Source organism: Streptomyces sp. NPDC054794 (genome assembly GCF_053611585.1).
This window is the reverse complement of sequence record NZ_JBSHAQ010000064.1, coordinates 1-24,906: the sequence shown is the minus strand read 5'-3', so window position 1 is coordinate 24,906 and position 24,906 is coordinate 1. Positions and strand designations below refer to the sequence as shown.

Below are 24,906 nucleotides of genomic sequence, written 5' to 3'. Positions count from 1 at the left end.
ACCCGCAGTAGTCCGTTCGGCTGGGCGCGACACGGACATATTTCATAATTATGATCATCTACTGACATAGTGCGGCCATGGAGATCACGCCCCCCGGCGGCCGAGCCGGCGGACCCGTGGCACCGCCCACGCGCCCCCGCCGGGTTCGGCGTACCCGCCGTACGGCGCTCGTCCTGGCACTCACCGGTGCCGTCGCGATCCCCGGCGCGATCGTCCTCGCCACCGGGGGGCACCGCTCCTCGACCCGCCCCGGCGCCCACGCCGGGGGGCCCTTCGCCGCCTCGTCCGGTGCGCCGCCGTCCCCCGGCGCCCCGGGCCTCGGCGACCCGCTGATGCCGCTCGACGGCAACGGCGGCTACACGGTCCGCCGCTACACGCTCGACTTCGACTGGCGGGCGGCCAAGACCCCCTTCGCGGCCGGCGCCACCATCAGCGCCACCGCCACCCAGGCCCTGTCCCGCTTCGACCTCGACTTCGCGGGCAACACCCTGCACGAGGTCACCGTCGACGGCAGGGCCGCGCGAGCCGTGCGCGACGGCGACGAACTCGTCGTCACGCCCGCCAGACCGATCCCGGACGGTGCGACCTTCACCGTACGGGTCGCCTACACCGCCGATCCGACACAGCACCGGCACCGCGACGACGCGATCCAGGACTACGGCTGGGTGCCCACGCCCGACGGCACCGTGCTCTGCGCACAGCCCGACGGTGCCAAGATGATCTTCCCGGTGAACGACCACCCGAGCCTGCGGGCGCCGGTCACCTTCCGCATCACCACCCCACCGGGACTCAGCGCGGTGGCCAACGGCCGCCTCGTCGAGCGCGTCCGACGGCCCGACGGACGGACCCGGTGGACGTACGACTCGGAACAGCCGGTCGCCGCGCAACTGGTCCAGATGGCGATCGGGAGGTTCACCTTCGTCGACAGCACCGGCCCGCGCGGGCTGCCCGTGCGGGACGTGGTCCCGCAGGGCCTGGTCGCCGACACCGAGGAGTACCGTGCGCTGACCCCCGATCACCTCGCCTGGCTGGAGCGGCGGCTCGGCCCGTACCCCTTCCGTCGCTACGGCGTCCTGGTCGGCGACACCGACCTGCCGGTGGCGGTGGAGACCCAGTCGCTGCCCGTCCTGCCGATGGCCGACCTGCTGGGCGACCGGGTCCACGCCGAGCGCGACCTGGTGCACGAGCTGACACACCATTGGACCGGCGACAGCGTCGCCATCCGGCGCTGGTCCGACCTGTGGCTGAGTGAGGGTCACGCCCGCTTCTACGAACGCCTGTACTCCGACACGCACGGCGGCCCCGACATGGAGGCGGCGATGCGGGACGCGTACGAACAGCACGACCAGTGGCGGCACGACGACGGGGCGCCCGCCGAACCCACCGCCGAGACCCTTTTCCGGCAGATGCGGTACGACGGCTCGGCGCTGGTGCTCTACGCCCTTCGGGAAAAAGTCGGAGAGGAGACCTTCGAGCGCATCGAGCGGTCCTGGGTGACGACGTATCAGGGCCGCGCCGCGGGCACGCGGGACTTCGTCGCACTCGCCTCCCGGGTGGCCGGCGAGGACCTGAAACCGTTTCTGACCTCGTGGTTGTACGGGCCGCACACCCCGCCGATGCCCGGCCATCCCGACTGGGAGGTGACTCCGGTGGAGGACTGAATCACCGCGTCTGCGACCGGCGGACGCACTGCCGCCGACCGGGTGGCCTGTGCGAGGCGTTGGTCCAGCCCGGTGAAGCTCGGCGCGACGGGACGTACGGGGCACGGAATCGTACGAGGGGTGACGTGAACGGCAACTCCTCTGTCCCGGTTGCGACGAGCATGGTTGGAGACACTTGTGATGAGAAGGCGCGTCGCCCCCCGTGTCGCCAGTGCCGTACGCGGGCATCGCCGGACGTTCTATGTGACGGCCTGTGTGACCGCGTCGACGGCACTCCTCGTTCCCCTGATGACCGGCTCGCCGGGCGATGTCGACGTGCCGCAGGACCAGCGCCTGCAGAACGACTTCTCGGCCGCGGCGGACGAATACCACGTGCCCCGGAGCGTCCTCATGGGCGTGTCCTACCTGCAGTCGCGCTGGGACTCCCACCACGGCGCCCCGAGTGTCGGCGGGGGCTACGGGCCGATGCACCTGGTGGACACTCAGCAGGGTCCCTCCAACATGCCCAGCTATCGGGGCAGTTCCCGCCCGCTCACCGGTGCGGCGGGGCCGTCCGCCCCGGGTGAGGCGAGCCCCTCGACCGGTGTCACCCGGCATGTGACGGGCCATCCGACGGACCTGCGCCGGGCAGCCGGTCTGATCGGAGTCCCGGCGGAGCGACTGCGGACCGACGAGACGGAGAACGTACGCGGCGGCGCGGCGCTCCTGGCGGCCGCGCAGGGCGAACTCGGCAAGCCGCTGAGCCCCGACCCGGCGGACTGGTGGGAAGCGGTGTCCCGCTTCCCGGGCACTCTGGACAGCGTGTCGGCGGCGACGTACGCGAACGACGTCTTCGACCTGATCCGCAAGGGCGCGCACCGCACCACCGACGACGGGCAGAACGTCACCCTCCCGGCCGCCCCCGGCCTCGACCCGCACGCCCCGCGCTCACCGAGCACCGGGCGGTCCAAGGACGTCGAGTGCCCGCCGGAACTGTCCTGCTCCTGGCTCAGCGCGCCGTACACCGAGATCGACGACGACCGGTACGGCAACCACGACGTGGCCGACCGGCCGAAGGACCAGAAGATCGAGTACATCGTCATCCACGACACCGAGGCGCCCCTGCTGTCGATGTTCCAGACGGTGCAGGATCCGACGGAGGCATCGTGGCACTACTCGGTGCGCTCCAACGACGGCCAGATCACCCAGCACATCAAGACCAAGGACGAGGCCTGGCACTCCGGCAACCAGTTCGTGAACGCCCGTTCGATCGGCGTCGAGCATGAAGGTTTCCTCACCCAGCCCGACGCCTGGTACACCGAACAGATGTACCGGCAGTCGGCCCGGCTGGTGCGGTACCTGGCGAAGAAGTACCAGGTGCCGCTCGACCGGCAGCACATCTTCGGCCACGACAACGTGCCGGCCCCGACCGCCGACTCCATCCCCGACATGCACGACGATCCCGGCCCCTTCTGGGACTGGCGGCACTACTTCGACCTGCTCGGCGCGCCCTTGCGCGCCACGGCCGGGCCGGACAGCGACATGGTGATGGTGCTGCCGGACTACCCCACGTACAAGCCGGAGTTCACGGGCTGCAGCGGCGACGGCGTGCGGTGCGCGCCGCACGGTTCCAGCGCCGTCCGCCTGCACACCGAGCCCAACGAGAACGCGCCGCTCATCCAGGACCCGGGCCGTCACCCCGACGGCGACGACTCCACCACGGACGTCAACGACCTGGGGTCGCGGGTCTCCGCCGGCCAGACCTACGCGGTCGCCGGGCGCGAGGGCGACTGGACGGCCATCTGGTACCTGGGCAACAAGGCCTGGTTCAAGAACCCGAAGAAGCACCCCACGGCGGTCGGCGCGACCGGCCGGATGGTGACGCCGAAGGCGGGCCTGAGCGAGATCCCGGTGTTCGGGCGTGCCCTCCCGGAGCCCGAGGCCTACCCCGAGGGCATGGAGGAGCAGACCGAGTCACCGCTCCCGTACAGCCTCCTCGCCGGTCAGCGGTACGTGACCCAGTCCGACGTCACCGGGACCTACATCGACCGGTCGACCTTCGAGGGCGGGCCGAGCCCGGTGGTGAAGGGCCAGGAGAGGTACTACGAGATCCAGTTCGGCCACCGGCTCGCCTACGTCCGGGCCGCCGACGTGGACGTGGTGAACGGCGCGTCGGCCCTGGCGGGCGCACCGCCGCAGCCCGGCGGAGCGTCTGCGGTGCGGTGACCCGGCGGCCGGGGCGGGCGGCGCGCGCCTTCGGCCACCGGTCGGTGCGGGTCAGTGGCCGGTGGTGAGGACCATGCGGAAGCGGGCGTGGCCGGTGGTCATCTTCTCGACCGCGGCGGCGGTGTCCTCCAGCGGCACCTCCTCCACCCAGGCCCGCACCCCGCTCTGGGCGGCGAAGCGCAGGGTGTCCTGGATGTCGACGGCGGTGCCGGAGGCGTGGGCGTAGACCTTCTTGGCCGCGGGCAGCAACTGCAACGCGTTCACCGTGAGCGGTTCGGGCGAGACGCCGACGATGGCGAGTTCGCCGCGGCGGCCGAGCCCGTCGATGGTGGCGGACATCGCGTCGGCGTTGGTGACGGTGGCCAGCACCACCTTGGCCCCGCCCAGCGACTGCAGGGCCTGGGCGACATCGCCGACGGTGCTGTCGATGTACTCGGCGGCGCCCAGCTTGTGCGCCAGGTCCCGCTTCTCCTGGCCGCGGGCGATGGCGACCGTGTGGAAGCCCATCTTCTGCGCGAACTGCACGCCCAGATGCCCGAGGCCGCCCAGCCCCAGCACGGCGACGACATCGCCGGGTCCCGCCGCCGAGTGCCGCAGCGCGTTGAAGACCGTGATGCCCGCGCACGCCAGCGGTGCGGCCTCGACCGCGGTCAGCTCGTCCGGGATCGCCGCGAGCGCCACGGCCGGCACCACGACGGAGTCGGCATAGCCGCCGGGGTAGGCCACGCCCGGGATCATCAGCTCGGGGCACAGGACGCCGTCGCCCGTGCGGCAGGCGTCGCAGTGCCCGCAGCTGCCGCCGTACCAGCCGACGGCCACCCGGTCGCCGACCCGCCAACCCGTCACGCCCTCGCCGAGGGTGTCGATCCGGCCGGCGATCTCGTGGCCCGGAGTGACCGGGAACGTGGTGCCCGGCAGCGCTCCGGAGCTGATCAGCAAGTCGGAGTGGCACACACCGCACGCCTCGACGGTGATCCGCGCGAACCCCGGACCGGGCTCACGCGCGGCGACCTCGACGAGCCGCGGCACTCCGTCGGGTTCGGCGACCTGCGCGGCGCGCAGCGCACCACCGGAGGGCATGGTGGGGGTGGGGGAGGCAGACATGATCGAAACCCCTTCGACGCAGGGTGGTCCTTTTCGACCATAGGCACCGGGCGACGCTCCTCGCACTCGCGCACCACGCCGGGGCGGTGCGGTCGTCGCCGCCCCGACGGAGGCGGCGGCGTGGGCTCGGGAGGTCACCCGGACGGGTTGATCCGTCGCCGGTGCGTGGGCGTGTCGGCATGGGGGCCACCGGGTCGGAGAGACATCGGTCATGCAGCAACCGACAAGCGGCGGCCCACACGTGGAGCCGACGCCGACGGCCCCGTCCGACGTGGTCTTCACCGCGGACTTCGCGTCCACGCGGCAGTGGGTCGCCGGCCGCTCGTGGGCGTATCCCGACGGCGGTCCCGACAATCCGGACGACGACAAACTGGACCACCTCGTACGGGACCCCGACTACTGCCGCTCCGGGGTCTTCAGGGCCAGGCGGCGCCGGGACGGCAGATGGAACACCGGGCTGCTGACCACGGAGGGCAGCGAGGAGGCGTTCCTGGTCCGCGCCGGGGACACGCTTCAGGCGCGGGTGCGGCTGCCGTGCGAGACCGGGGCCTGGCCGGCCATCTGGACCTGGCGGGACGGCGGCCAGGAGATCGACGTCTTCGAGTACCACCCCGACAACCCCGACCTGCTGGAGTTCACCAACCACGTCCGCGGCGCCGACCTCTGCTTCCGGGACGACGCGGTGAGCCCCGGAGCCTGGGTCGACTTGCGCGTCGACCTCGGCTCCCGCTCCGTCGTGTGGTGGGTCAACGGCACCCGGGTCTTCACGGACCACCGGGGCGTGGGCCGCGCCTGGCACGCCCACCTCATCGTCAACCTCTCGGTGTGCGCCGGGCGTTACCACCCGCCGCCGGATCCCGAGACGACGGAGATGACCTTCGAGGTGAGCAGCCTGGTGGTGCGCCGCCCGCTGCCGCGGCCCCGCTGACGGACACCGAACACCGGCCCGGGCGACAGCACTTGGTGACGGGGAGGGGACGCGGCGTCACCGTGTGGGCGCGGCGGTCCGGTGCGCGGCACGCTGGAGGGTGAGGGCCGCGCCCGCGCGGTGGCCGTGCGGTGGCGGCGCGGCGACGTGGGTACGCGACGGGTAGGGCGCGCCGCGCAGCCGCGAAGAGCGGTACGCCGCGGAAGAAGCTGAGGCCGATGATCTCCGAGATGGTTCTGGTGCCCGTCGAGGGAGCGACACTCGCCGGCGACTTCGTCCTGCCGACGTCGGCCCGTGCCGTGGTGCTGTTCGCCCACGGCAGCGGCAGCTCCCGGCACAGCCGGCGCAACCGGTCGGTGGCCGCCGACCTGCGGACCGCCGGCCTCGGCACCCTGCTGATCGACCTGCTCACCGAGCAGGAGGAGCGCCGAGACGTGCGCACGGCCGAGTACCGCTTCGACATCCCGATGCTGGGCCGCCGCGTGGTGGCCGCGATCGACTGGCTCACGGCGCAGCCCGACACCCGGGACCTGCCCATCGTCCTGTTCGGGGCCAGCACCGGCGCGGCCGCGGCCCTGCTCGCCGCCGCCGAACGTCCCGAGCACGTGCTGACCGTGATCTCCCGGGGCGGCCGCCCCGATCTGGCGGACGAGGCGCTGGAGGCCGTACAGGCGCCGGTGCTGCTCATCGTCGGCGGTGAGGATCACGACGTGCTGGGCCTCAACGAGGACGCGGCCCGGCGCCTGCGCGCACCGCACTCGCTGAGCGTGGTGCCGGGGGCCACGCATCTCTTCGAGGAGCCCGGCGCGCTGGAGCAGGTCGCGGCCGCGGCCCGGCAGTGGTGCGAGGACCGGCTGCGCGCGGAGCCGGAAGAGACATAGCAGGAGGGGCCGGGGCCCCGGGAGCCCGGCTATTGGGCCCGCGCCACGAGGAGCGCGACGTCGTCGTGGTCGTCGGGGTGGCGCAGGCCGTAGAGCAGGAGGTCGCAGGTCTCCTCCAGGGGCCGTTGGGGCTCGTCCAGGAAGCTCAGGAGGACGTTCAGACGGTCGTCGATGGCGTGGTGCCGGGTCTCGACGAGGCCGTCGGTGTAGAGGACCAGCAGGTCACCGGGGTCCAGTTCGGTCGTCGTGGTCTCGAAGGGGATGCCGCCGACCCCGAGCGGGGCCCCGGGCGGCAGGTCGAGCAGCCGCGGACGCCGTCCTGGGCCGGCGAGCGCGGGCGGCATGTGTCCCGCGTTGGCGATGCGGCACTTGCCGGTGTGCGGGTCGTACACGCCGTACAGGCACGTGACGATGTAGTGCTCCAGATCGCAGGTGATCTTGTCCAGGTGCTGCAGCACCGCCTCCGGTTCGAGGTCCAGGTCCGCGTAGGCGCAGGTGGCCGTGCGCAGCCGGCCCATGGTGGCGGCGGCGTCGATGCCGTTGCCCATGACGTCGCCGACGACCAGCGCGGTCTTGTCGTCGCTGAGCGGGATGACGTCGTACCAGTCGCCGCCGACCTCACTGGTGGTCTGCGCGGGCTGGTAGCGGGAGGCGAGCTCCAGGCCGGTGTGGTGCGGCGGATGGTCGGGCAGCAGGCTGCGCTGGAGCGTGAGGGCGGTGTTGCGCACGCTCTGGAACCAGCGCGCGTTGTCGATGGCCACGGCGGCCCGGCTGGCCAGCTCGCTCGCCAGCACGACGTCGTCCTGGTCGAACGGCACCGGGTTGCGGGTGCGTTTGAGGTCCAGGGCGCCCAGCACCTCGCCGTGGGCGATCAACGGCACCGCGAGATACGAGTGCACACCGGCCTGGGCCAGCAGCTCGGTGCCCTCGGCGTCGCGGGCGATGCGCCGCAGGTCGTCCTGGCCGACGTCGCGCACCAGGACCGGGCGCCCGGTGTGCACGCACAGGGTGACCAGCCGGTCGCCGTCGTACGCGGCGAGGTCTCCGGGAGCCTCGGTGGCGCGCAGGGCCACGGTCGGGTGGGCGGCCTTGAGGGCCAGCGCGCGGAAGAGCTCCGGGCCGTTGTCCGGCTTGCGGGTACGGCGGCAGGCCAGGGCGGAGTCGAGGACGTCGACGACGACCAGGTCGGCGAGCTCGGGGGCGGCGATCTCGGCCAGCTCACGGGCGGTCTGCTCCACCTCCAGCGTGGTGCCGACGCGGGTCGAGGCGTCGGCGATGAGAGCCAGCCGGCGCCGGGCCCGGTCGGCCTCGGTGGCCGCCCGGTGCCGCTCGGTGACGTCGACGACCGAGGCGGCCGCGCCCAGGACCCGCCCGCCGGGGTCCTCCAGCCGGTAGAAGGAGAGCGACCAGGCGCGTTCGCGGTCGGACGACGGGGCGTGGCCCACGTGGTACTGGTCGAGCAACGGGGTGCCCGTGGTGAGCACCTGGTGCAGGGCGGACTCGATGGTGTCGACGTCGGAGAAGGGCAGGGTGTCCCGCAGATGGCGGCCGACGTGTTCCTCGGCCGGTATGCCGTCGATCCGCTCCAGGGCCGGGTTCACCAGGAGGAAGCGCAGGTCGGGATCCATCAGGGCCAGGCCGATGGGGGACTGGTTGATCAGCCGCTCGCACAGGGCGAGGTCGGTCTCGACGCGCTGGAGCAGCGTGTGGTCGGCCGCGAGGCCGAGGGCGTAGACCTCGCCGACGTCGTTCAGCAACCGCATGTTGCGGAACTCCATCAGGCGGGTGCTGCCGTCCTTGTGCCGGATGGGAAAGGCGCCGGCCCAGCTCCGGCCGGTCTGCAGCACCTCCGCGAACAGGCCGAGGACGGACTGCAGGTGCTCCGGCCGGATCAGCAGGCGCGCCGCGAACTCGCCGAGGGCCTCCTGCGCGGTGTAGCCGTAGAGCTCCTCCGCCTGCGGCGTCCAGAACACGATGCGTCCCTGGGAGTCCAGGACGATCGCGGCGACACTCAGCACGTCCAGGAGACCGATGGGCGCGGACGACTGCGGGCCGGGCACACCGTCGCTGGGCTGGACGGCTTCGGCGTCCTTGGCCTGGAAGGATTCGGCTGTCATCCCAGATCCTCCTCCACCGGCCGACCGGGCCGGCCTGGGCCGGCGTCGCCGCGCACCCGCGCTCGGGCCACCGGGTACTTCCATGCTGCCCCGGAGCCATCTGCTTGCGCGAGCCGCGCCGCCATGCCGGGGCACCGAGTACCCCCGGCGGCCCGGCCCACGCCGGGGCCGATGCCGCCGCGGCCCTGGCTCAGGGGGTGAAGGCCTGCTCCAGGCTGTCGATGGCTCCGTCGCCACCGAGGTGGTACTTGAAGACCAGGCCGCTGTCGGGATGCGCGTCCAGCCAGTCGAGGAGTTCCTGCACGCCGATGCGCTGGTTCTTCGAGCTCTCCACGATCGGGTTGGTGGCGGTCACGTAGGCGGCCTGGTCCATGGGCAGGTAGGTCTCCTTGCCCACGGTCTCGAACGGCGCGCCGTCGGAATCCCCGGTGGGGCAGCCCCAGTTGCCGTGCTTGACGATCAGGCTGAGGGATCCGCCCTCGGGCGAGTAGCGGTAGACGGCGACCTCGTCGGGGGAGATCGGCATCTTGTGGTCGCAGCCGGCGTCCCCGCCGCCGCCCGCGGCGGACGACGCGCCGGCGGCCGGCGCGGTCGAGGCGGCCGGGGTGGATCCGGCGGTGGTGGTGCCGCCGCCCTTGCCGCTCGAACCGGTGGAGGTCTTGGCGGCGGGTGTGGCCCCGGCCGCCGGGGTGCCGCTGCCGCTCGCCGGCGCGGCGGCACTCGTGTCCCCGGCGCTCGGGGCGGACGAGGCGTTGTCGCTGCCGGCGCTGCCGTTGCAGCCGGTGAGCGCCAGGGCCAGTGCGGTCGCGGCGCACAGGCTCACGGCGGTCGTGCGGAGCGCGGCCGGTCTGCGGCGGCCGGTCTTCGTGGTCGGTGCCATGGTGGGTCCCCCCTTGATACGAGCAGCCCGGGTTCGGGCGATGTGATCCGGGAGGAGGGACGATCCGCGGCCGTCCGCAGTTTCACCTTCCACGGGTCGTTGCGCGCTCGTGACGTGTGCGGACGGCGGCACCGGACGGGGCCCGCGGCGCGGTGCGGCGGGGGGTGACCCTCGGTGCAACAATGGGCTTCGTGGGGGCCCGGCCCTGGGATGGGACGTACGTATGGGCGTCAGCCGCGCGCTCGGAAGCAGAGAACCGGCCGATCCGTTCGACATCGAGTCCGCGGCCGTGGCGGTCACCGATGCCAGGGGGCTGATCGTCTTCTGGAGCCCCGGAGCCGAGCGCCTGCTCGGACACCCGGCCCGTGACGTGGTGGGGCGGCCCGCGGAAACCGTCCTGGCGGGCGGCGACCTGGACGCGGCCGTGGCGGGGCTGCGCCGCAGCGGCCGCGCCTGGCACGGCGTACTGGCCGTCCCGCACCACGCCGGCCACACCGTCGACCTCGCGCTGCGGGCCTGCCCCCTGGCCGCCGCCGACGGCCACCGCGGCTGGCTCGTGGTCGCGTGCGACGCCGAGCAGCGGATCACGTACGACTCCTACGAGACGCTCGCCCGAGGTCTGCTCGAACGTTCCCCCCTCGGCATCGCCGTCCTGGGCACCGAGGACCTGCGCTGGACCTGGGCGAACCGCGCCCTGACCGAGATGGAGGGGCACCGGCAGGCGGGGGGCGACGGGACCGGAACCGACGCCGGCCCCGGTGAAGTGTCGCCCCTGCTGCAGCGGCACGCCCGGCGGGCGCTGGTCACCGGGCAGCCCCAAGTGTCCCTGGAATACGCGCCCATCCACGGCGCGGACCGTCGCCGGCGTGGTCAGCGGCGGGTCAGTGTGCGCTCGTTCTTCCCGGTGCGGAACTCCGAGGGGGAGACCCTGGGCATCTGCCTCGTTGCCCTGCAGGCCGTCGGCCAGGACTCGGCGCGCGACCGCCTCGCCCTGCTGAACGAGGCCGGTGAACACATCGGCACCACGCTGGACCTCGGCCGCACCGTGCAGGAACTGGCGGAGGTGATCGTGCCGAGGGTCGCCGACTTCGTGGCGATCGACGTCCTGGAAGGCGTCCGGGCGCGGGCGGACCCGTCACGGGGAACCCAGAACGGCGAAGCGACCCTGCGCCGGGCCGGTCATCTGTCCATCCAGGAGGACCATCCCGAAGTGGTCGTGGAGATCGGAGGCGCCACCGACTATCCGCCGCCGTCCCCCCAGCAGCGCTGCCTGGGCACGGGCAGGTCCATCCGCGAGGACGTCAGCGCGGTGACGCCCTGGCTCCTCGACGACTCCGAGCGCTGGACGAGGCTCATCCGGCTGGGCGTGCACTCGCACCTGGTCGTGCCGCTGCGGGCACGCGGCATCACGATGGGTGTGGTCACCCTGCTGCGCTGGAAGAACCCGGACGCGTTCGACGAGGACGACCTGCTCCTCGTCGAGGAGCTGGTGGCGCGGGCCGGGGTGTGCGTCGACAACGCCCGGCGCTTCGCGCGGGAGCGGGAGGCGGCGCTCATGCTGCAGAAGAGCCTGCTGCCCCCCGACCTGCCCCGGCACCACGCGGTCGAGGTCGCCTGCCGGTATCTGCCGACCGATGTCGAGGCGGGGGTGGGCGGCGACTGGTTCGACGTCATCCCGCTGTCGGGGGGCAGGGTCGCACTGGTCGTGGGGGATGTCATCGGCCACGGGCTGCACGCCGCGGCGAGCATGGGCCGGCTGCGCGCCGCCGTGCAGACGCTGGCGGACCTGGATCTGCCCCCGGACGAGCTGCTGACCCACGTCGACGACCTGGTCGTACGCCTGTCGGAGGAGGCCGAGGCGGCTCCGCAGGGCCCCACCGTGGTCGGTGCCACCTGTGTGTACGCCGTCTACGACCCCGTCGCCCGCACCGTCTGCGTGGCCCGCGCCGGACACCCGAGCCCGGCGATCGCCCACCTGAGCGAGCCCGTCGAGTTCCCCGACATCCCGGCCGGTCCGCCCCTCGGACTGGGCGGACTGCCGTTCGAGGCGAAGGAGATCGCGGTGGAGGAGGGGAGCATCATCGCCCTCTACACCGACGGTCTGATCGAGGCGTCGGACCGGGACGTCGACGTGGGGATGGAGCGGCTGTGCTTCACCCTCGCCCACCCCGACCGGCCGCTGGAGGAGATCTGCGACATCATGGTCCGCACGCTGCTGCCGGACCGCCCGCGGGACGACGTCGCCTTCCTCATCGCGCGGACCCATGCGCTCAGCCCCGACCGGGTCGCCTCCTGGGACGTTCCCGCGGACCCTTCGGCCGTGCACGACACGCGGACCAAAGTCGACCAGCAGCTGTCCGTATGGGGGCTCGACGACGTGGCCTTCACGGCGGAGCTGGTCGTGAGCGAGCTCGTCACCAACGCCATCAAGCACGCGTACGGCCCGATCTCGCTGCGTCTGATCCATGAGCGGAACCTGATCTGCGAGGTCTCGGACGCCAGCAGCACCTCCCCGCACCTGCGCCGGGCCCTCACCACGGACGAGGGCGGGCGCGGCCTCTTCCTGGTCGCCCAGGTCGCCCAGCGCTGGGGCACCCGCCACAGCACCGACGGGAAGACCATCTGGGCGGAGCTGCAACTGCCCGAGGAGCCGTGAGCGCCGCCGGGACGCTCTCCTCGGTCCACACCTGTGCCGCCCGGACCGCACCGAGCACGACCGAGCCGATGTACCGGAACGGCATGGTTCAGTGACCGAGGGGCGCCTCTCGGCACGTCAACGGGTGAGCTGGTAGATGCTCTTGCCCGTGAGCCAGAAGCCCACCACCAGGCAGCCGAGCACGATGGCCTGCTCCTGGTGATCCCGCATCCAGGTGCGCAGAGCGAGCAACCGGGCCGTCGCCGACCTCGGGGCGAGCACCACGTACAGCTCGGTGGCCAGCAGGCTCGCGGTGGCCAGGAGGCAGAAGCCGAACAGCGCCAGCCAGGTCGAGAAGTGGGACAGGTCCGCCGCCACCACGGTCGTCGCGGCCGCCGCGACCATGCCCCAGGGCTGCAGCAGCACGGCGAGCCCCGCCGAGGTCCAGACCGTCGGCTGCCGCTCGGGCTCCGCGGCGCTCTCGTCGGCCCGTGCTCGGCCGGTCGAGTGCCGCCGGCGCCGGTGTTCGCCGTAGAGGATGAGCGACACGCCGACGAGCAGCTTGGCGGCGAGGGCCGCCGTCGAGGGCGGCGACTTGGGCGGCGGCGGATGCCCTCCGGTCAGCCCGAGGACGAGCGCGATCACCGCGACCAGACAGGCCAGCCAGCTCAGGATGAAGACGAGCCCCTTCCACGCTCCCCGTGGCGAGGCCACCACCAGGACGAACGCCATGACGGGCAGCGGGTCGAGCGTGATCGCCAGGGCGATGAGCAGCAGATCGAGAACCATGGCGACCCCACGCTGTCGGGACTGTGACGGGAGTGGGCGGGACCCGCGGGACTCACCTGTCGGGGCCCAGGGGATCGGGCGCCCGGGGCTGCCGGAGTGCGCTCAGCACGGCCCAGATGACCGAGATGAACGGGACGGCGACGATCGCGCCGATCACGCCCGCGACGATGCTGCCCGCGATGACGGACACGGCGACGGCGAGCGGGTGGAGCCGGACCGCCCAGCTCATCACCAGCGGATGCAGTACGTGCCCCTCCAACTGGCCGATGACCACGATGAGGATCAGTACCGCGAGTGCCGTGAGCGGGCCGCGGCCCGCGAGGGCGACCACCGTGGCCACACCGAGCGCGACGGGCGAGCCCACCAGCGGCACGAAGGTGGCGAAGAACTCCAGCAGGGTCAGCGGCAGCGCGAGCGGCACCCGCAGGATGAACAGGGCCACGCCGACGAGTACGGCGTTGGTGGCGGCCACGATGATGATGCCGCGGGTGTACCCGGCGAACGTCCGCCAGGCCGCGTATCCGGCCCGGTCCCAGCTCTGCCGGGCCCCGCTGGGCAGCAGCTGGTCGCGGGCCCAGCCCCACAGCCGCTCCCCGGAGTGGATGAAGAAGACGGACGTGAAGAGCGCGAGCGCGGCTCCGGTGATCAACTCGACGACCCTGCCCAGTCCGCTGACGGCGCTGCTGAGCAGGCTCGCCCGGTGCGTGGTGAGGTAGTTCACCACCTGACGCTGCAGATCGGAGAGTTTGCCGGGGCTGAGCCGGAACGGCGGTTGCTGGAGCCACAGTTCGATCCGGTGGATGCCGCCGCGGAACTCACCCGCCAGCTTCGCCGACTCGCCCGCCACCGCGTTGCCCACCAGGGCGAGCAGCGTGAACAGCAGCAGCACACTGCCGACGAGCGCGACGGCGACGCTCACGGATCTGGGCAGCACGCGGTCCAGCAGATCGGCGATGGGCCGCAGGAGGGAGGTGACGACGAGCGCGAGGAACACGGCCACGGCGATGAGCTGGAAGCGGCCGAGGATGGTGAAGACGCCGTAGACGACGGCGCCGACGAGGATGAGACGCCAGGAATAGGCCGCGGCGACGCGCAGCCACGGCACGGTCCGTTCCGCCGCCGAGGCCGTCGTGGCCGCCCGGTCCGTCGGGCCGGGGCGCGGCCGAAGACGCACCGCGTGCGCCGGCCGGCTGCCCAGCACCGCGCCGCCCGTCCGGCGCCCCCGGTCCTGCCCGGCCGTCCGACCGCCCGCATCGGCCATCGCCTCTCGCGTCTCCCCTCCGATCCTGACTGTCAGTCACGTCTAGAGCACGGTAAGGGCAAGCCGGGCGGGCGACCGGGCGCAACGCGCCCGGCGGGGCCGTGATCGAGCGGAACGGGTGCGTGCCCGCCACGGGTGGGCGGGCGCGCACCAAGCCCCGGTCAGGAGGTCAGTCGCGGCCGCGCGGGGTGTCGAGACGCTCCAGTACGGCGCGTGCCATCGCTTCCTCACCCTTGGCGTTGGGGTGGGCGGGTGCCGCCGGCGAGGCGGGCTGCAGCGGCTCGATCCAGCGGTCGGCGGGCGCCTTGCACATGTCGTGACCGACCGTGGGCCCGTAGGTGTCGACGTACTGCGCGTGGTTCCACTTCGCCACCAGGCGCAGCATGAGGTTCAGCCGCTTGCCGGTGTCCCGCAGATACGGGAAGTCCTTCGCCGCGAACGGCACCGACGGGAAGCAGCCGCTGCCGTCGTCGGGCAGCAGGTCCGGGTAGCCCACGACGAGGACCCGGGCGTGCGGCGCCCGCGCGTGGACGGCCCGCAGCACGCGGTCGACCTTCGGTGCGGTCCGCACGATGTTGAGCGTCAACTGGTCGAACCCGGACGCCCCGTAGTAGCGCTCGCACGGGTTGCCCGTCGGATCCTGGGCGCCGAGGCGGGCGCAGGTGCCGATGATGGAGCCGAATCCGATGTCGTTGCCGCCGATCTGGACCGTCACCAGGTCGGTGTCCCGGCGCACCGCGTTCAGTTGGGGGTCGTTGGTGCCCTGGGGCTTCCACATGTGCTCGGTCGTCGCGCCGCCGCAGCTCACGTCCTTGAACGCGGTCACCTCGCGCGCCGCCGCCACGATCGAGGGGTAGTTGTGGTCGGAGCGGGCGCAGTTCGCGTCCACCTGGGCCGGGATGAGCGGGCCCGACGTGTAGGAGTCCCCGAGCGCGGCGTAGTTCATGTCCCGGCCGTGGCCGGATCCGTGGGCCGCCGCGGGCGTGGCGGACGCGGCGACGAGGACGCAACCGCCGAGCGCGGCACCCACGCTCACCGCCCGCCGCCGGCGTCTTGCCGCTTCACCCTGCATCGTGTCGTTCACCAAGGCGATCCCCCCTGGACCGAAACGGCGTGCGGAGCCGGCGACAAGCGTGTGACTCGCGCACGTTGGATCGCCCTTGTATACCGCTCGGTATGTTGGAGGGGCCAGAGGTGGGAAGCACCCGGCTGAGCGGGATTCCGGGCCGTGCGCCGCCGACGGAGTCGACGGGACGGGACTGTCGGTGGCGGGTCGTAGGGTCGCGGGTCATGAGCATCCCTTCCGTCGAGGATTCCTGCGGTGGATGGGCCTACGCGAAGCAGGAGGGCGGCGCCGCCCAGTTCGCCCGCCCGGAGGTGCTGGACCGGCTGTCCGCGGGCAATCGGGCGGTGGCCCCGACCAGGCGGGGCCCCGAGGTGCGCGTCACCGTCGTCGAGGACGGTGTGCCGCGTCCGGACGCCGAGCGCTGTGTCATGTCGCCGCGCGTGGACCACGTACAACTGCCCGGCGGTGGGCTCGCCCGGCAGCTCGGTGTCGACCCGTGGCCGGGATCCACCACCGCCTACACCCGCCTGCTCGGCGAACCGGCCGGGGACTTCGGCATCGTCCACTCGCCCGCCGACGACGGGACGCGGAACTGGCCAGCGCCCTGCTCCTGCCCGTCCTCGACGACTTCACGGAGGCGGACCGGCGACCGCTCGCGCAGGTGCGGGACTTCGACCTGGGGGCGCTCGTCGACCGGACCCGCCGCGGCGGCTGCGCACGGGCATGGCCGCGCGGTTGGCCCGGCTGGCGGCCGAGACCCGCCTCGACACCTACCCCGAGGTGGCTGACGCCCTGCGCCGCATCGGTCGCGAGGACCCCGTCGATCTCGCCGCCGACGGCCCCCTGGACCTACGGCTGCGCATGCTCGCGGCGGAGACGTTGGCGGCCCGGCGGATGGTGCACCCCGAGTGGCCCCGCGAGCCGGGGCCCCTCACCCAGGACGACTTCGCCGCCTGGGCGGCGCGCGAGGGCGCGGCCCGGGCGCTCAGGGAATTCCTGCTCCTGCCGGTGTCCGTGGCGGCGGCGAAGATCCTCCACGACCGGATGTCCCTGCACTGGCGGAGCGAACTGGCCGCCGACCTGGAGGCGGGACCGGAGAGCGCCGAGGGGTCCGGCTAGCGGCAGTCGTAGGCGAAGTGGACACGGGCCGTGCGCTGGCCGGGGGACAGGACGCGCAGTTCCGCCACGGCTCCGTACCGGCCCCGCCCCTGGAACGTCCACAGCAGATGCAGCCGCGTGCTCCGCTGACCCCGGGCCATGTCCTCGCGCAGGACGCGGGAGGACGTGCCGTCGTTGCGGATCCAGCGGTAGGAGAGCGTGCCCTTGCGGCCGTTGGTCCGTACGGTCGCGACGACGTCCGCGGTCGCGTCGCATCCCACGCTCTCCCGCGCGCTCGTCACGGAGATGTCGCGGACGGCGACCGGGGCCGCGCCGTACTTCCAACAGAGCAGGAACACGACGACGGCGATCAGTACGAGCGCGGGCAACGCCTGTCGGCGGAGCCGGTCGCCCCGACGCGGGGCGGGCGGCGCGGGTGGCGTCGGCGCAGCGGGCGGGGGCGTCGTGCTCAGGCGGTGCGCCAGCGCGGCGGTGACCCCGGGGCCGAAGCGCAGGACGGTTCCGTCGACGGGGTCGGGCGGCGTCGAGACGTTCGAGACATCCACGGTGTCCGGGGTGCCCGTGGCGCCCGGGGTGTCCGCCACGGTGGTGTCCACCCTCGTGGCGTCCAGGGCCGTGGTGTCGAGTCTCGTCGTGTCGATCCGCGTCGTGTCCGTCTCGGGCCGTTGGAACCAGTGACTGGCCAGCGCGGTGGCGCTGTAGTCGTCGGCGTCCTCGGCCGGGGGCTTCGGCACGGGCGCGGGTCTCGGGGTGGGGTCGGATGCGGCCTGGCGGTCGTCTTGAGCGGTCATCGGATCTCGCATTGCCGGGTGAGGAGTTGCTGCGAGGCACCGCCGTCGGCGGATGCGGGGCTGGTCGTCGCCTGCACGGTCCAGTAGCAGCCGGTTCCCTGGAAGGTGTGGTCGACGGTGATGGTGTACTGCGTGGCGCCGCTGCGCTGGTACGACGTGGGCTCGCCGTCCGCCGCGCCCGGCTGCCCACTGGTGTTCCCGGAGAACCAGCCGACGGTGACCGAGATCGGTCCCGTGCCGTCGGTGGTGACCGTGATCGTCGCGGTCGCGGTGCTGGGGCCGGTCTGCCGGAAGCCGGCGACCGTGACGTCCTTGACAGCGGGCGGGGTCGGTGGCGGGGAGGCGCTCGTCGTCGTAGTGGGGGAGGTCGACGCGGTGGGGCCGCCGGCCGTCGGCCCGGCACTCGGGGTGGCTCCCGGTGGGCCCGAGGGGGTGCCGGAGGCCGACGGGGCGCCGGTGCCGTCGGTGGCCGAGGCGGAGGACGAGACGGTGGGGGACGCGGAGTCCGTCGTGTCCGGTGACGCGGACGGTGCCGCCGTCGGCGGGAGCGGACCATGGCCGGAGGCCGGCGAGGCGCTCGTGGTGGCGAGAACCTTCGCCGCCTGCCCGGTGTCCACCCGGGGGCCCCGGTCCATGCCCTGGGCCAGGACGAACGCCAGGATCAGGGCGACACCGGCCACGGCGACCCCCGGCCAGCTGGGCCGCCAGGCGTGGAGCCGGCCCGGGCGCGCGCCCTGGGCGAGCACCGTGCGGGCGGTGTCGGTGGCCGAGTCCGGGGTCCGCAGGGCGGAGGGGCGCAGGAGCAGCAGCAGGGCCACGAGCTCGGCCAGCCGGCCGCGGCCGCGCTCCTCCCAGTCGTCCCCGTACGCGGCGACGGCTGTCGCCTCCAGGTCCGCGACGAACTCCGTGGCGTCCGTGGGGCGTTCGTCCGCGGACTTGGCCAGGCCACGGCGGACCAGCGCACGCACCGCCTCGGGCACGTCCGCCACCGGGATGGGGCCCTCCACGTGCCGCAGCGCCAGTTCCGCCAGGTTGTCGCCCGAGTAGGGCTTACGGCCCGTCAGGCACTCGAAGAACGTCGCGGTGGCCGCGTACACGTCCCCGGCGGGGGAGGCCGGCGCGCCGGTCCACTGTTCGGGGGCCATGTAGGAGGGGGTTCCGGCGATGCCGGCGCTGATGCCGGCGTCCACCGCGATGCCGAAGTCGACCAGCTTGGACACGCCTTCCGGGGTGACCAGGACGTTCTCCGGCTTGTAGTCCCGGTGGACCACGCCGACCCGGTGGGCGTCGGCCAGCCCCAGCAGCGAGCCCTTGAGCACGACCAGCGCGGCCTCGGGCGAGAGCGGACCCCGCCGGGCCAGCAGGGTCCGCAGCGAGGCGCCGTCCACCAGCTCCATCACGATGGCGGCGCCGATCGTGGCCTCGACGTACTCGTAGAGGCCGGCGACGTACGGGCTGTCCAGTCCGGCGAGCAGCTGCGCCTCCGCCCGGAATCCGTACAGGAAGTCCGGGCGCGTGCGCAGCCCCTCGCCGAGGTACTTCACGGCGACCGGCACACCGGTCTGTTCATGGACGGCGAGCACCACCCGTCCACTGGCACCACTGCCGAGCTCGAACGACTCGGAGTACCCCGGTACCGCCCATGCGTTCATCGCCGCACCCCCTGCCGTGGCACGTCCGCGGTTCCCTGCTTCCCAGGAGCTCGGCCACGCGGACAGAGACACATTTTCGGCCATCCCGGTTGCAGGTGTGCGACCGGGAGCGGTCCTACGTCGAACGGGAAGCCCCGCAGGGGCTCAGCGGACCGGGAACCCGAAGGTGTACCCCTGCTGCTTCAGCCACGGCAGAACCTCGCGGAGGGCTGCGACGGTCTGCGAACGGTCGCCGCCCGCGTCGTGGAAGAGAAGGGTCGGCCCGTTGGATATCTCGTTCTTGACGGTGTTGACGATGGCGGCGGAGCCGGGACGCTCGAAGTCCTTGGTGTCGACGTTCCAGCCCAGCGGGCGCATGCCGTGGGAGGCGGCGAGCTTGCGGCTGTAGGGGGTGAAGGCGCCGCCCGGGGCACGGTAGTAGAGCGGGCGGACGCCGCCGGACGCCTTGGTGATCATGCGTTCGGCGTCCAGGATCTCCTGCGACTGGTAGGAGTCGGACTTGGTGTCCATGGTGGTGTCGTGTGTCACCGTGTGGTCGCACAGCCGGTGCCCGGCCGCCACGACGGCCTTGACCAGGTCCGGGTGGGCCTGGGCCTGCGTGCCGACCATGCAGAACGTGGCCTTGACCCCGTTCTCGCGCAGCACGTCCAGCACCTGCGGCGTCCAGTTCGGGTCGGGCCCGTCGTCGATGGTGATGTTGACGCCCCGCTCACCGCGGTCCGAGGCGTGGGCGATGTCCACCGACACCCGCGCCGGCGCCGCGGGACGCGCGGAGGCATTCGCCGGCCCGTGCCCCGCGCCGACGGAACCGGCCTGTGCGGTCCACACCGAGGTGGCGGCCGCCACCGCTGTCACACCGACCGCAGCCGCCAGTACCCGGCCGTGCCATCCCCGTCCCCCATGCCGCGCCATGTCCGCCCGCTCTCCCGTCGACGTGATCCATCCCGTGCACACCTCAGGACGGAGAAAGGATGCGACGGGATCCGCCTGTTGCCAATCGCGGACAAATGAAGGGAACTTCCGCGACGGACCGGTCCGGTCGGACGGCTCGGGCACCCGCCAATTTGAGCCGTTGCTTTGTTGCTGCCATGACAATTTGTGACCGAGGTGTCACTCTGCTGTCTCCGCGCTCACACGGTCTTCATGGTTCCCCCATCTTTTCTTCAACTCCTCACCCACTCCTTCGACTCCGATCACCCCCACGGAAGGTGAACGCCTTGTTCCGGCAGGAACGTCACTCCCAACGATCCGGCTACACCACGGCCTTGGTACTCACCGCGGTGAGCACCCTGCTCGCGGCCGGTGTCCAGACCGCCGCCTCCGCCGCCCCCGCCAGTCGGGGCGACGCGTTGATCCTGGCCACCCCCCGGTCCGCGGCGGCCCCCGCCCGGCTCTCGCCGCGCGAGCATGCCGCACTCGTCAGAAGGGCCGCCGCCGGCACCGTCGCCACGGCGAGGGCCCTCGGCCTCGGCGCCAAGGAGAAGCTCGTCGTCAAGGACGTCGCCCGGGACGCCGACGGCACCACCCACACCCGCTACGAACGGACCTACGCCGGCCTGCCGGTCCTCGGCGGCGACCTGGTCGTCCACGCCCGGCACGGCCGCCTCACCGTGTCGAAGGGCACCCGGACCGTCCTCGCCCCGCCGACCGTCACGCCGAAGATCCCGTCGGCCACGGCGAGGACCACCGCGCTCGCGGCGGCCGCGAAGGCGGGCGGCGAGCACGTCTCGGTCGCCCGCGCGCCGCGGCTCGTCGTCTGGGCCGCCGGTGCCCGGCCCACCCTGGCCTGGGAGTCGGTGGTCGGCGGCTTCCAGGACGACGGAACACCCAGCGAACTCCATGTGATCACCGACGCCGCCTCGGGCAAGCCCCTGTTCCACTACCAGGGCGTCCGGACCGGCACCGGCACCGGCCAGTTCAGCGGAACGGTGCCGCTCGGCACCACCCTCTCCGGTACGACGTACCAACTCGTGGACGGCGACCGCGCCGGACACCGCACCTACGACCTGAACCAGGGCACCTCCGGCACGGGCACCCTGTTCACGGACGACAACGATGTCTGGGGCGACGGAACCGCGGGCAACCGTCAGACCGCGGGCGTGGACGTCGCCTTCGGCGCCGCGGCGACCTGGGACTACTACAAGGACGTCTTCGGCCGCAACGGCATACGCGACGACGGAGTCGCCGCCTACAGCAGGGCCCATTACGGCAGCAACTACGTCAACGCCTTCTGGTCCGACACCTGCTTCTGCATGACCTACGGCGACGGCTCGGGCAACACGCACCCGCTGACCGCGCTCGACGTCGCCGCGCACGAGATGAGCCACGGCGTCACCAGCGCGACCGCCAACCTCACCTACTCCGGCGAGTCGGGTGGCCTCAACGAGGCCACCTCGGACATCTTCGCCGCCGCCGTGGAGTTCCACACCAACCTGCCCGCCGACGTACCCGACTACCTCGTCGGCGAGAAGATCGACATCAACGGCGACGGCACACCGCTGCGTTACATGGACAAGCCCTCCAAGGACGGCGCCTCCCGCGACTACTGGAGCTCCTCCCTCGGCGGCATCGACGTCCACTACTCCTCCGGACCGGCGAACCACTTCTTCTACCTGCTCTCCGAGGGCAGCGGCGCGAAGACCGTCAACGGGGTCGCCTACGACAGCCCCACCTACGACGGCCTGCCGGTCACCGGCATCGGCATCGAGAACGCCCAGCGCGTCTGGTACCGGGCCCTCACCACGTACATGACCTCCACCACGAACTACGCGGGCGCCCGGACCGCGACCCTCCAGGCCGCCGGCGACCTCTTCGGCGTCTACAGCCCCACCTACCTCGCCGTGGCCGACGCCTGGGCGGCGATCAACGTGGGCAACCGCATCGCGCCGGGCGTCAACGTCGCCCCGATCGGGGACCAGATCAGCGGGGTCGACCAGGCGGTGTCCCTCCAGACGGAGGCGTTCACCACCAACTCCGGCGCGAAGCTCACCTACGCCGCGACCGGCCTGCCGGACGGCCTGACGATGAGCGACACCGGTCTGATCTCCGGCACGCCGACCGCCATCGGCGCCAGCGACGTCACGGTCACCGTGACCGACGACACGGGCGCCTCGGCCGCCGTGCACTTCACCTGGCGGGTGGCCCACATCTACGCCAACGCCACCCGGGTCGACATCCCCGACGCCGGGGCCGCGGTGGAATCCCCGATCACCGTCACCGACCGGACCGGCAACGCCTCGGCCACCACCCAGGTCTACGTCAAGATCGTGCACACCTACCGGGGTGACCTGACCGTCGACCTGGTCGGCCCCGACGGAACCGTCTACGCACTGCTCAACCGCAGCGGCGGCTCCGCCGACAACGTCGACCAGACCTTCACCGTCGACGCCTCCGCCCAACCCGCCTCCGGAACCTGGAAGTTGCGGGTCCAGGACCACGCCGGGATCGACGTCGGCTACATCGAGCGGTGGCAGCTCACGCCCTGAGCCGCCCCACCCACCCCGGCCGTCGGCCCTCGGGACGCCTCCGGCCTCCCGGGGCCGACGGTCGTCGGACGAGGACGGCGCTCAGGGCCGCAGCGGTCCGCACAGCACGGCCGCGGGGCCCTGGGCGCTGCCCAGGCGGGTGGTGAAGGCGATGCCGGCCGCGTACTCGTCGGCGGCGCACTGCCCCTTGCAGTGGCCGGAGGCGAAGTCGCCGCCGGCGCCGTCCGCGGGCCGGTTGTCCGAGCGGTCGAACCAGACGGTCCGCCCGGCCCGGCCCAGGGCGAGGCCGGCGGGTGCGCACAGCGCCGCCGACAACCGCTCACCGCGACGGCTGTAGCCGATGAGGAACTGCCCCGCGGGACACTGGAACTTGGTGTAGCCGCCGGCCCAGTCGCCGCCCCCGGGGACGTAGCGCTCGTCGGTGACGACCGCCTGCGCGTTGCCCGCGGCGCGCAGGTCGCCGCCGGTCGCGTCGGTGCACAGGCCACGACCGCCCGTGTGGCTGAGGCCGATCAGGCGCAGGCCGTCGGGGCAGGCGGCCTTGTAGGCCCCGGAGTCCCAGTCGCCACCGGCCCGTACCCGCGATGACTCCACGGCGTCGCCGTGGTCGGTGGCGAGCATGCGCCAGACGGGCACCGGCGTGACCGGGCCGGTGCGCGTCGGTGCGGTCATCAGGTGATTCCAGGCGGTGGCGCGCCAGTCGCCGGAGTCGAGCAGGCCGTAGCGCCGCCCCGCCGTGTCGTAGCGCAGCAGGGCCCAGTCGTCGTGGCCCTCCCAGCCGACCAGCGGCCAGTAGGCGAAGTCGGTGTCGTGGTCGGCGAAGTAGTCCGTGATGTTGCCGAACCAGGTGCGGGCGGCGCCGCCGGTCTCGTTGGCCCCGATGCCGAACTCGCTGATCCACACGGGCGCCGTGTAGTGCTGTCCCTCGGTGGTCACGAAGAACGCCTGGTCGGCGAGGACTTGGTGGAGCTGGTCGCGGGACAGGTCCTGGTAGCGGGGGTCGTGGGTCTCGCCCGTGCCGGTGGCGCCGCTGTGCCGGGGGCCGGTGTAGCCGTAGAAGTGGGCGGAGTAGACCAGCTTGTGGGCGTTCACGAGGGTGTGCGAGAGCGTCCGTACCGGGGCGAGGGTGGGGCGCTCGTGCGGGAGCCCGTCGACGGGTATGCCGGTCCAGTTGATGCCCTCGACGACGATCAGCAGATTCGGATTGGCCTCGGTGAGGATACGGTCCGCGGCGACCTGCGCCGCGGCGTACCAGTCGTGGCCGTCGCCCAGGCCCCAGTTGGGGTCGTCCCAGACGTCACGCCGAACCTCGTTGTAGAGGTCGGCGCCCACCACACGCGGGTCGGCGGCGTAGCGGCGGGCCATGAAGACCCAGTCGTCGGCCCACTGCTGGGCGGACTGACTGCTGTTCCAGCGCTCGTTGCCGTCGACGCCGCAGCACCAACGGGAGGTGTTGGTGTGGTTGTTGAGGATGACCGCGAAGCCGTCCCCAGTGAGGGCGGACACGACGGCGTCGTAGACCTGCAGGGGTGTGCGGCCGCGCAGCCCGGGATTGGCCGCGACGGCGGCGTCCGGCACGGGGGCCGTCGCGTGGATCATCTCGTTGGAGAACGGCAGCCGGACGCTGTTGATGCCGAGCGCGTGGAAGTCGGCCAGCAGTTGAGAGAGCGGGGCCCGGTCCAGGCCGAGCGGGATGCCGTAGGAGACCTGGCCCGCGTGGTGGTTGGCGGGGTCGGCGGTGCTGCCGCTGCCCGTCCACGACCCCTGCGCGCCGTCCCAGTTGGCCGACTTCAGGCGGAAGCGGTGCCCCTGGGCGTCGACGATGTACCGGCCGCGGGTGGACAACGGCGGCTGCCAGGTGTCGGCCGCCGGTGAGGTGGCGTCGGCAACGGTGGCGGTGGTCCGGTCGGCGGCGTCGGAGGTGGCGGGCCTCTGGGCGGCGACCGCCGGCGATGCCGTGGTCAGCAGCGCGAGGGCGGCCCCTGTTGCTGTCAGGTGCTTGACAAGTTTGGCGGTCGGCATCCGTGTCCTCTGTGGGCGCGCTGGGGGCATGGCGGCGCGGTGACGCGAGAGACGGGGGCCGCGTTCTTGCGCGGCCCCCGTGTGTCACCGGCCCTGACGGGTCGCCAGCCTACGGAGGAACTACGGCCGGGTCGACGGCGGTTGGCGCCACCATCCTCTTCCGCGCGGCCCTAGGGCCTCTCGTTTGGATCATGCCGGGCTCGCGGGGTCTGGCACCGTGCCTCGCCGCGTTGTCGTCGGTTGCCATGGCTCCGCCATGACGCCCTCCTCCGCCTTGCGATGCACGGCACCAGACCCCGCTCCCTGATCC

Annotated in this window: 18 protein-coding genes; 8 read left to right on the top strand and 10 right to left on the bottom strand. The window is 72.7% G+C overall.

Going from position 1 to position 24,906, the window contains the following annotated elements; translation table 11 throughout:
- Positions 1–77 precede the first annotated feature (77 nt).
- Positions 78–1,661 carry a M1 family metallopeptidase gene (locus ACWGKT_RS41520; RefSeq protein ID WP_453277759.1) on the top strand — a complete coding sequence of 528 codons (1,584 nt, stop codon included), beginning with the start codon at positions 78–80 and terminating at the stop codon, positions 1,659–1,661.
- 180 nt (positions 1,662–1,841) lie between these two features.
- Entirely contained in the window at positions 1,842–3,866 is a 2,025-nt protein-coding gene (locus ACWGKT_RS41515; RefSeq protein ID WP_453277758.1) for an N-acetylmuramoyl-L-alanine amidase, read from the top strand.
- Between the two features lie 51 nt (positions 3,867–3,917).
- Here ACWGKT_RS41515 and ACWGKT_RS41510 read toward each other — a convergent pair whose 3' ends face one another.
- A complete protein-coding gene (locus ACWGKT_RS41510) occupies positions 3,918–4,970 on the bottom strand; it encodes an alcohol dehydrogenase catalytic domain-containing protein (RefSeq protein ID WP_453277757.1) in 1,053 nt (350 codons plus the stop codon).
- 211 nt (positions 4,971–5,181) lie between these two features.
- Here ACWGKT_RS41510 and ACWGKT_RS41505 point away from each other — a divergent pair, with 211 nt between their 5' ends.
- Together ACWGKT_RS41505 and ACWGKT_RS41500 are read left to right on the top strand one after the other, a co-directional pair.
- On the top strand, positions 5,182–5,898 hold the full coding sequence (locus ACWGKT_RS41505; protein WP_453277756.1) for a beta-glucanase: 717 nt from the start codon (positions 5,182–5,184) through the stop codon (positions 5,896–5,898).
- Between the two features lie 218 nt (positions 5,899–6,116).
- Complete coding sequence (locus ACWGKT_RS41500; protein WP_453277755.1) at positions 6,117–6,779, top strand: dienelactone hydrolase family protein; 663 nt, start codon at positions 6,117–6,119, stop codon at positions 6,777–6,779.
- Between the two features lie 29 nt (positions 6,780–6,808).
- Here the strand turns inward: ACWGKT_RS41500 and ACWGKT_RS41495 are convergent, their stop codons facing one another.
- Both ACWGKT_RS41495 and ACWGKT_RS41490 read right to left on the bottom strand, forming a co-directional pair.
- Complete coding sequence (locus tag ACWGKT_RS41495) at positions 6,809–8,896, bottom strand: SpoIIE family protein phosphatase (protein WP_453277754.1); 2,088 nt, start codon at positions 8,894–8,896, stop codon at positions 6,809–6,811.
- Between the two features lie 190 nt (positions 8,897–9,086).
- The gene (locus ACWGKT_RS41490; RefSeq protein WP_453277753.1) at positions 9,087–9,776 is read right to left on the bottom strand and encodes a hypothetical protein; all 690 of its coding nucleotides are present in this window, start codon (positions 9,774–9,776) and stop codon (positions 9,087–9,089) included.
- A gap of 223 nt (positions 9,777–9,999) precedes the next feature.
- Here ACWGKT_RS41490 and ACWGKT_RS41485 point away from each other — a divergent pair, with 223 nt between their 5' ends.
- The gene (locus ACWGKT_RS41485) at positions 10,000–12,432 is read left to right on the top strand and encodes a SpoIIE family protein phosphatase (RefSeq protein WP_453277752.1); all 2,433 of its coding nucleotides are present in this window, start codon (positions 10,000–10,002) and stop codon (positions 12,430–12,432) included.
- A gap of 117 nt (positions 12,433–12,549) precedes the next feature.
- Here the strand turns inward: ACWGKT_RS41485 and ACWGKT_RS41480 are convergent, their stop codons facing one another.
- The 3 genes from ACWGKT_RS41480 to ACWGKT_RS41470 all read right to left on the bottom strand — a co-directional run bounded on the left by ACWGKT_RS41480 (position 12,550) and on the right by ACWGKT_RS41470 (position 15,533).
- Positions 12,550–13,200 carry a GAP family protein gene (locus ACWGKT_RS41480; RefSeq protein ID WP_453277751.1) on the bottom strand — a complete coding sequence of 217 codons (651 nt, stop codon included), beginning with the start codon at positions 13,198–13,200 and terminating at the stop codon, positions 12,550–12,552.
- Positions 13,201–13,252: 52 nt separating this feature from the next.
- Positions 13,253–14,461, bottom strand: coding sequence for an AI-2E family transporter (locus tag ACWGKT_RS41475; protein WP_453277750.1), 1,209 nt, complete (start codon positions 14,459–14,461; stop codon positions 13,253–13,255).
- Positions 14,462–14,630: 169 nt separating this feature from the next.
- Positions 14,631–15,533, bottom strand: coding sequence for an SGNH/GDSL hydrolase family protein (locus ACWGKT_RS41470; protein ID WP_453277784.1), 903 nt, complete (start codon positions 15,531–15,533; stop codon positions 14,631–14,633).
- Between the two features lie 218 nt (positions 15,534–15,751).
- Here ACWGKT_RS41470 and ACWGKT_RS41465 point away from each other — a divergent pair, with 218 nt between their 5' ends.
- Together ACWGKT_RS41465 and ACWGKT_RS41460 are read left to right on the top strand one after the other, a co-directional pair.
- Complete coding sequence (locus ACWGKT_RS41465; protein ID WP_453277749.1) at positions 15,752–16,315, top strand: hypothetical protein; 564 nt, start codon at positions 15,752–15,754, stop codon at positions 16,313–16,315.
- Positions 16,308–16,646 (top strand): hypothetical protein, encoded by a 339-nt coding sequence (locus tag ACWGKT_RS41460; RefSeq protein ID WP_453277748.1) that lies wholly within the window; start codon positions 16,308–16,310, stop codon positions 16,644–16,646. The genes ACWGKT_RS41465 and ACWGKT_RS41460 overlap by 8 nt, the downstream gene beginning before the upstream one ends.
- On the opposite strand, the gene ACWGKT_RS41455 is transcribed toward ACWGKT_RS41460, so the two are convergent.
- The 3 genes from ACWGKT_RS41455 to ACWGKT_RS41445 form a co-directional block, all read right to left on the bottom strand.
- Positions 16,643–17,437 carry a hypothetical protein gene (locus ACWGKT_RS41455; RefSeq protein ID WP_453277747.1) on the bottom strand — a complete coding sequence of 265 codons (795 nt, stop codon included), beginning with the start codon at positions 17,435–17,437 and terminating at the stop codon, positions 16,643–16,645. The two genes, ACWGKT_RS41460 and ACWGKT_RS41455, sit on opposite strands and share 4 nt — an antisense overlap.
- Complete coding sequence (locus tag ACWGKT_RS41450) at positions 17,434–19,089, bottom strand: protein kinase domain-containing protein (RefSeq protein ID WP_453277746.1); 1,656 nt, start codon at positions 19,087–19,089, stop codon at positions 17,434–17,436. Before ACWGKT_RS41450 ends, ACWGKT_RS41455 begins: the two co-directional genes overlap by 4 nt.
- Positions 19,090–19,233: 144 nt before the next feature.
- Complete coding sequence (locus ACWGKT_RS41445) at positions 19,234–20,001, bottom strand: polysaccharide deacetylase family protein (protein WP_453277745.1); 768 nt, start codon at positions 19,999–20,001, stop codon at positions 19,234–19,236.
- 305 nt (positions 20,002–20,306) lie between these two features.
- Between ACWGKT_RS41445 and ACWGKT_RS41440 the strand changes: the two genes are divergently transcribed.
- The gene (locus ACWGKT_RS41440; RefSeq protein WP_453277744.1) at positions 20,307–22,574 is read left to right on the top strand and encodes a M4 family metallopeptidase; all 2,268 of its coding nucleotides are present in this window, start codon (positions 20,307–20,309) and stop codon (positions 22,572–22,574) included.
- Positions 22,575–22,655: 81 nt separating this feature from the next.
- Here the strand turns inward: ACWGKT_RS41440 and ACWGKT_RS41435 are convergent, their stop codons facing one another.
- Positions 22,656–24,596, bottom strand: a complete 1,941-nt coding sequence (locus ACWGKT_RS41435) for a glycoside hydrolase family 5 protein (protein ID WP_453277743.1) — start codon at positions 24,594–24,596, stop codon at positions 22,656–22,658.
- Positions 24,597–24,906: the final 310 nt, after the last annotated feature.

What these genes read in the sequence shown, in the direction of transcription:
- ACWGKT_RS41475 (WP_453277750.1), bottom strand. Translation starts at nt 14,461, where the DNA reads ATGGCCGATGCGGGCGGTCGGACGGCCGGGCAGGACCGGGGGCGCCGG.
- ACWGKT_RS41470 (WP_453277784.1), bottom strand. Translation starts at nt 15,533, where the DNA reads ATGCAGGGTGAAGCGGCAAGACGCCGGCGGCGGGCGGTGAGCGTGGGT.
- ACWGKT_RS41500 (WP_453277755.1), top strand. Translation starts at nt 6,117, where the DNA reads ATGATCTCCGAGATGGTTCTGGTGCCCGTCGAGGGAGCGACACTCGCC.
- ACWGKT_RS41445 (WP_453277745.1), bottom strand. Translation starts at nt 20,001, where the DNA reads ATGGCGCGGCATGGGGGACGGGGATGGCACGGCCGGGTACTGGCGGCT.
- ACWGKT_RS41515 (WP_453277758.1), top strand. Translation starts at nt 1,842, where the DNA reads ATGAGAAGGCGCGTCGCCCCCCGTGTCGCCAGTGCCGTACGCGGGCAT.
- ACWGKT_RS41485 (WP_453277752.1), top strand. Translation starts at nt 10,000, where the DNA reads ATGGGCGTCAGCCGCGCGCTCGGAAGCAGAGAACCGGCCGATCCGTTC.
- ACWGKT_RS41455 (WP_453277747.1), bottom strand. Translation starts at nt 17,437, where the DNA reads ATGACCGCTCAAGACGACCGCCAGGCCGCATCCGACCCCACCCCGAGA.
- ACWGKT_RS41450 (WP_453277746.1), bottom strand. Translation starts at nt 19,089, where the DNA reads ATGAACGCATGGGCGGTACCGGGGTACTCCGAGTCGTTCGAGCTCGGC.
- ACWGKT_RS41505 (WP_453277756.1), top strand. Translation starts at nt 5,182, where the DNA reads ATGCAGCAACCGACAAGCGGCGGCCCACACGTGGAGCCGACGCCGACG.
- ACWGKT_RS41510 (WP_453277757.1), bottom strand. Translation starts at nt 4,970, where the DNA reads ATGTCTGCCTCCCCCACCCCCACCATGCCCTCCGGTGGTGCGCTGCGC.
- ACWGKT_RS41435 (WP_453277743.1), bottom strand. Translation starts at nt 24,596, where the DNA reads ATGCCGACCGCCAAACTTGTCAAGCACCTGACAGCAACAGGGGCCGCC.
- ACWGKT_RS41465 (WP_453277749.1), top strand. Translation starts at nt 15,752, where the DNA reads ATGAGCATCCCTTCCGTCGAGGATTCCTGCGGTGGATGGGCCTACGCG.
- ACWGKT_RS41520 (WP_453277759.1), top strand. Translation starts at nt 78, where the DNA reads ATGGAGATCACGCCCCCCGGCGGCCGAGCCGGCGGACCCGTGGCACCG.
- ACWGKT_RS41480 (WP_453277751.1), bottom strand. Translation starts at nt 13,200, where the DNA reads ATGGTTCTCGATCTGCTGCTCATCGCCCTGGCGATCACGCTCGACCCG.
- ACWGKT_RS41490 (WP_453277753.1), bottom strand. Translation starts at nt 9,776, where the DNA reads ATGGCACCGACCACGAAGACCGGCCGCCGCAGACCGGCCGCGCTCCGC.
- ACWGKT_RS41495 (WP_453277754.1), bottom strand. Translation starts at nt 8,896, where the DNA reads ATGACAGCCGAATCCTTCCAGGCCAAGGACGCCGAAGCCGTCCAGCCC.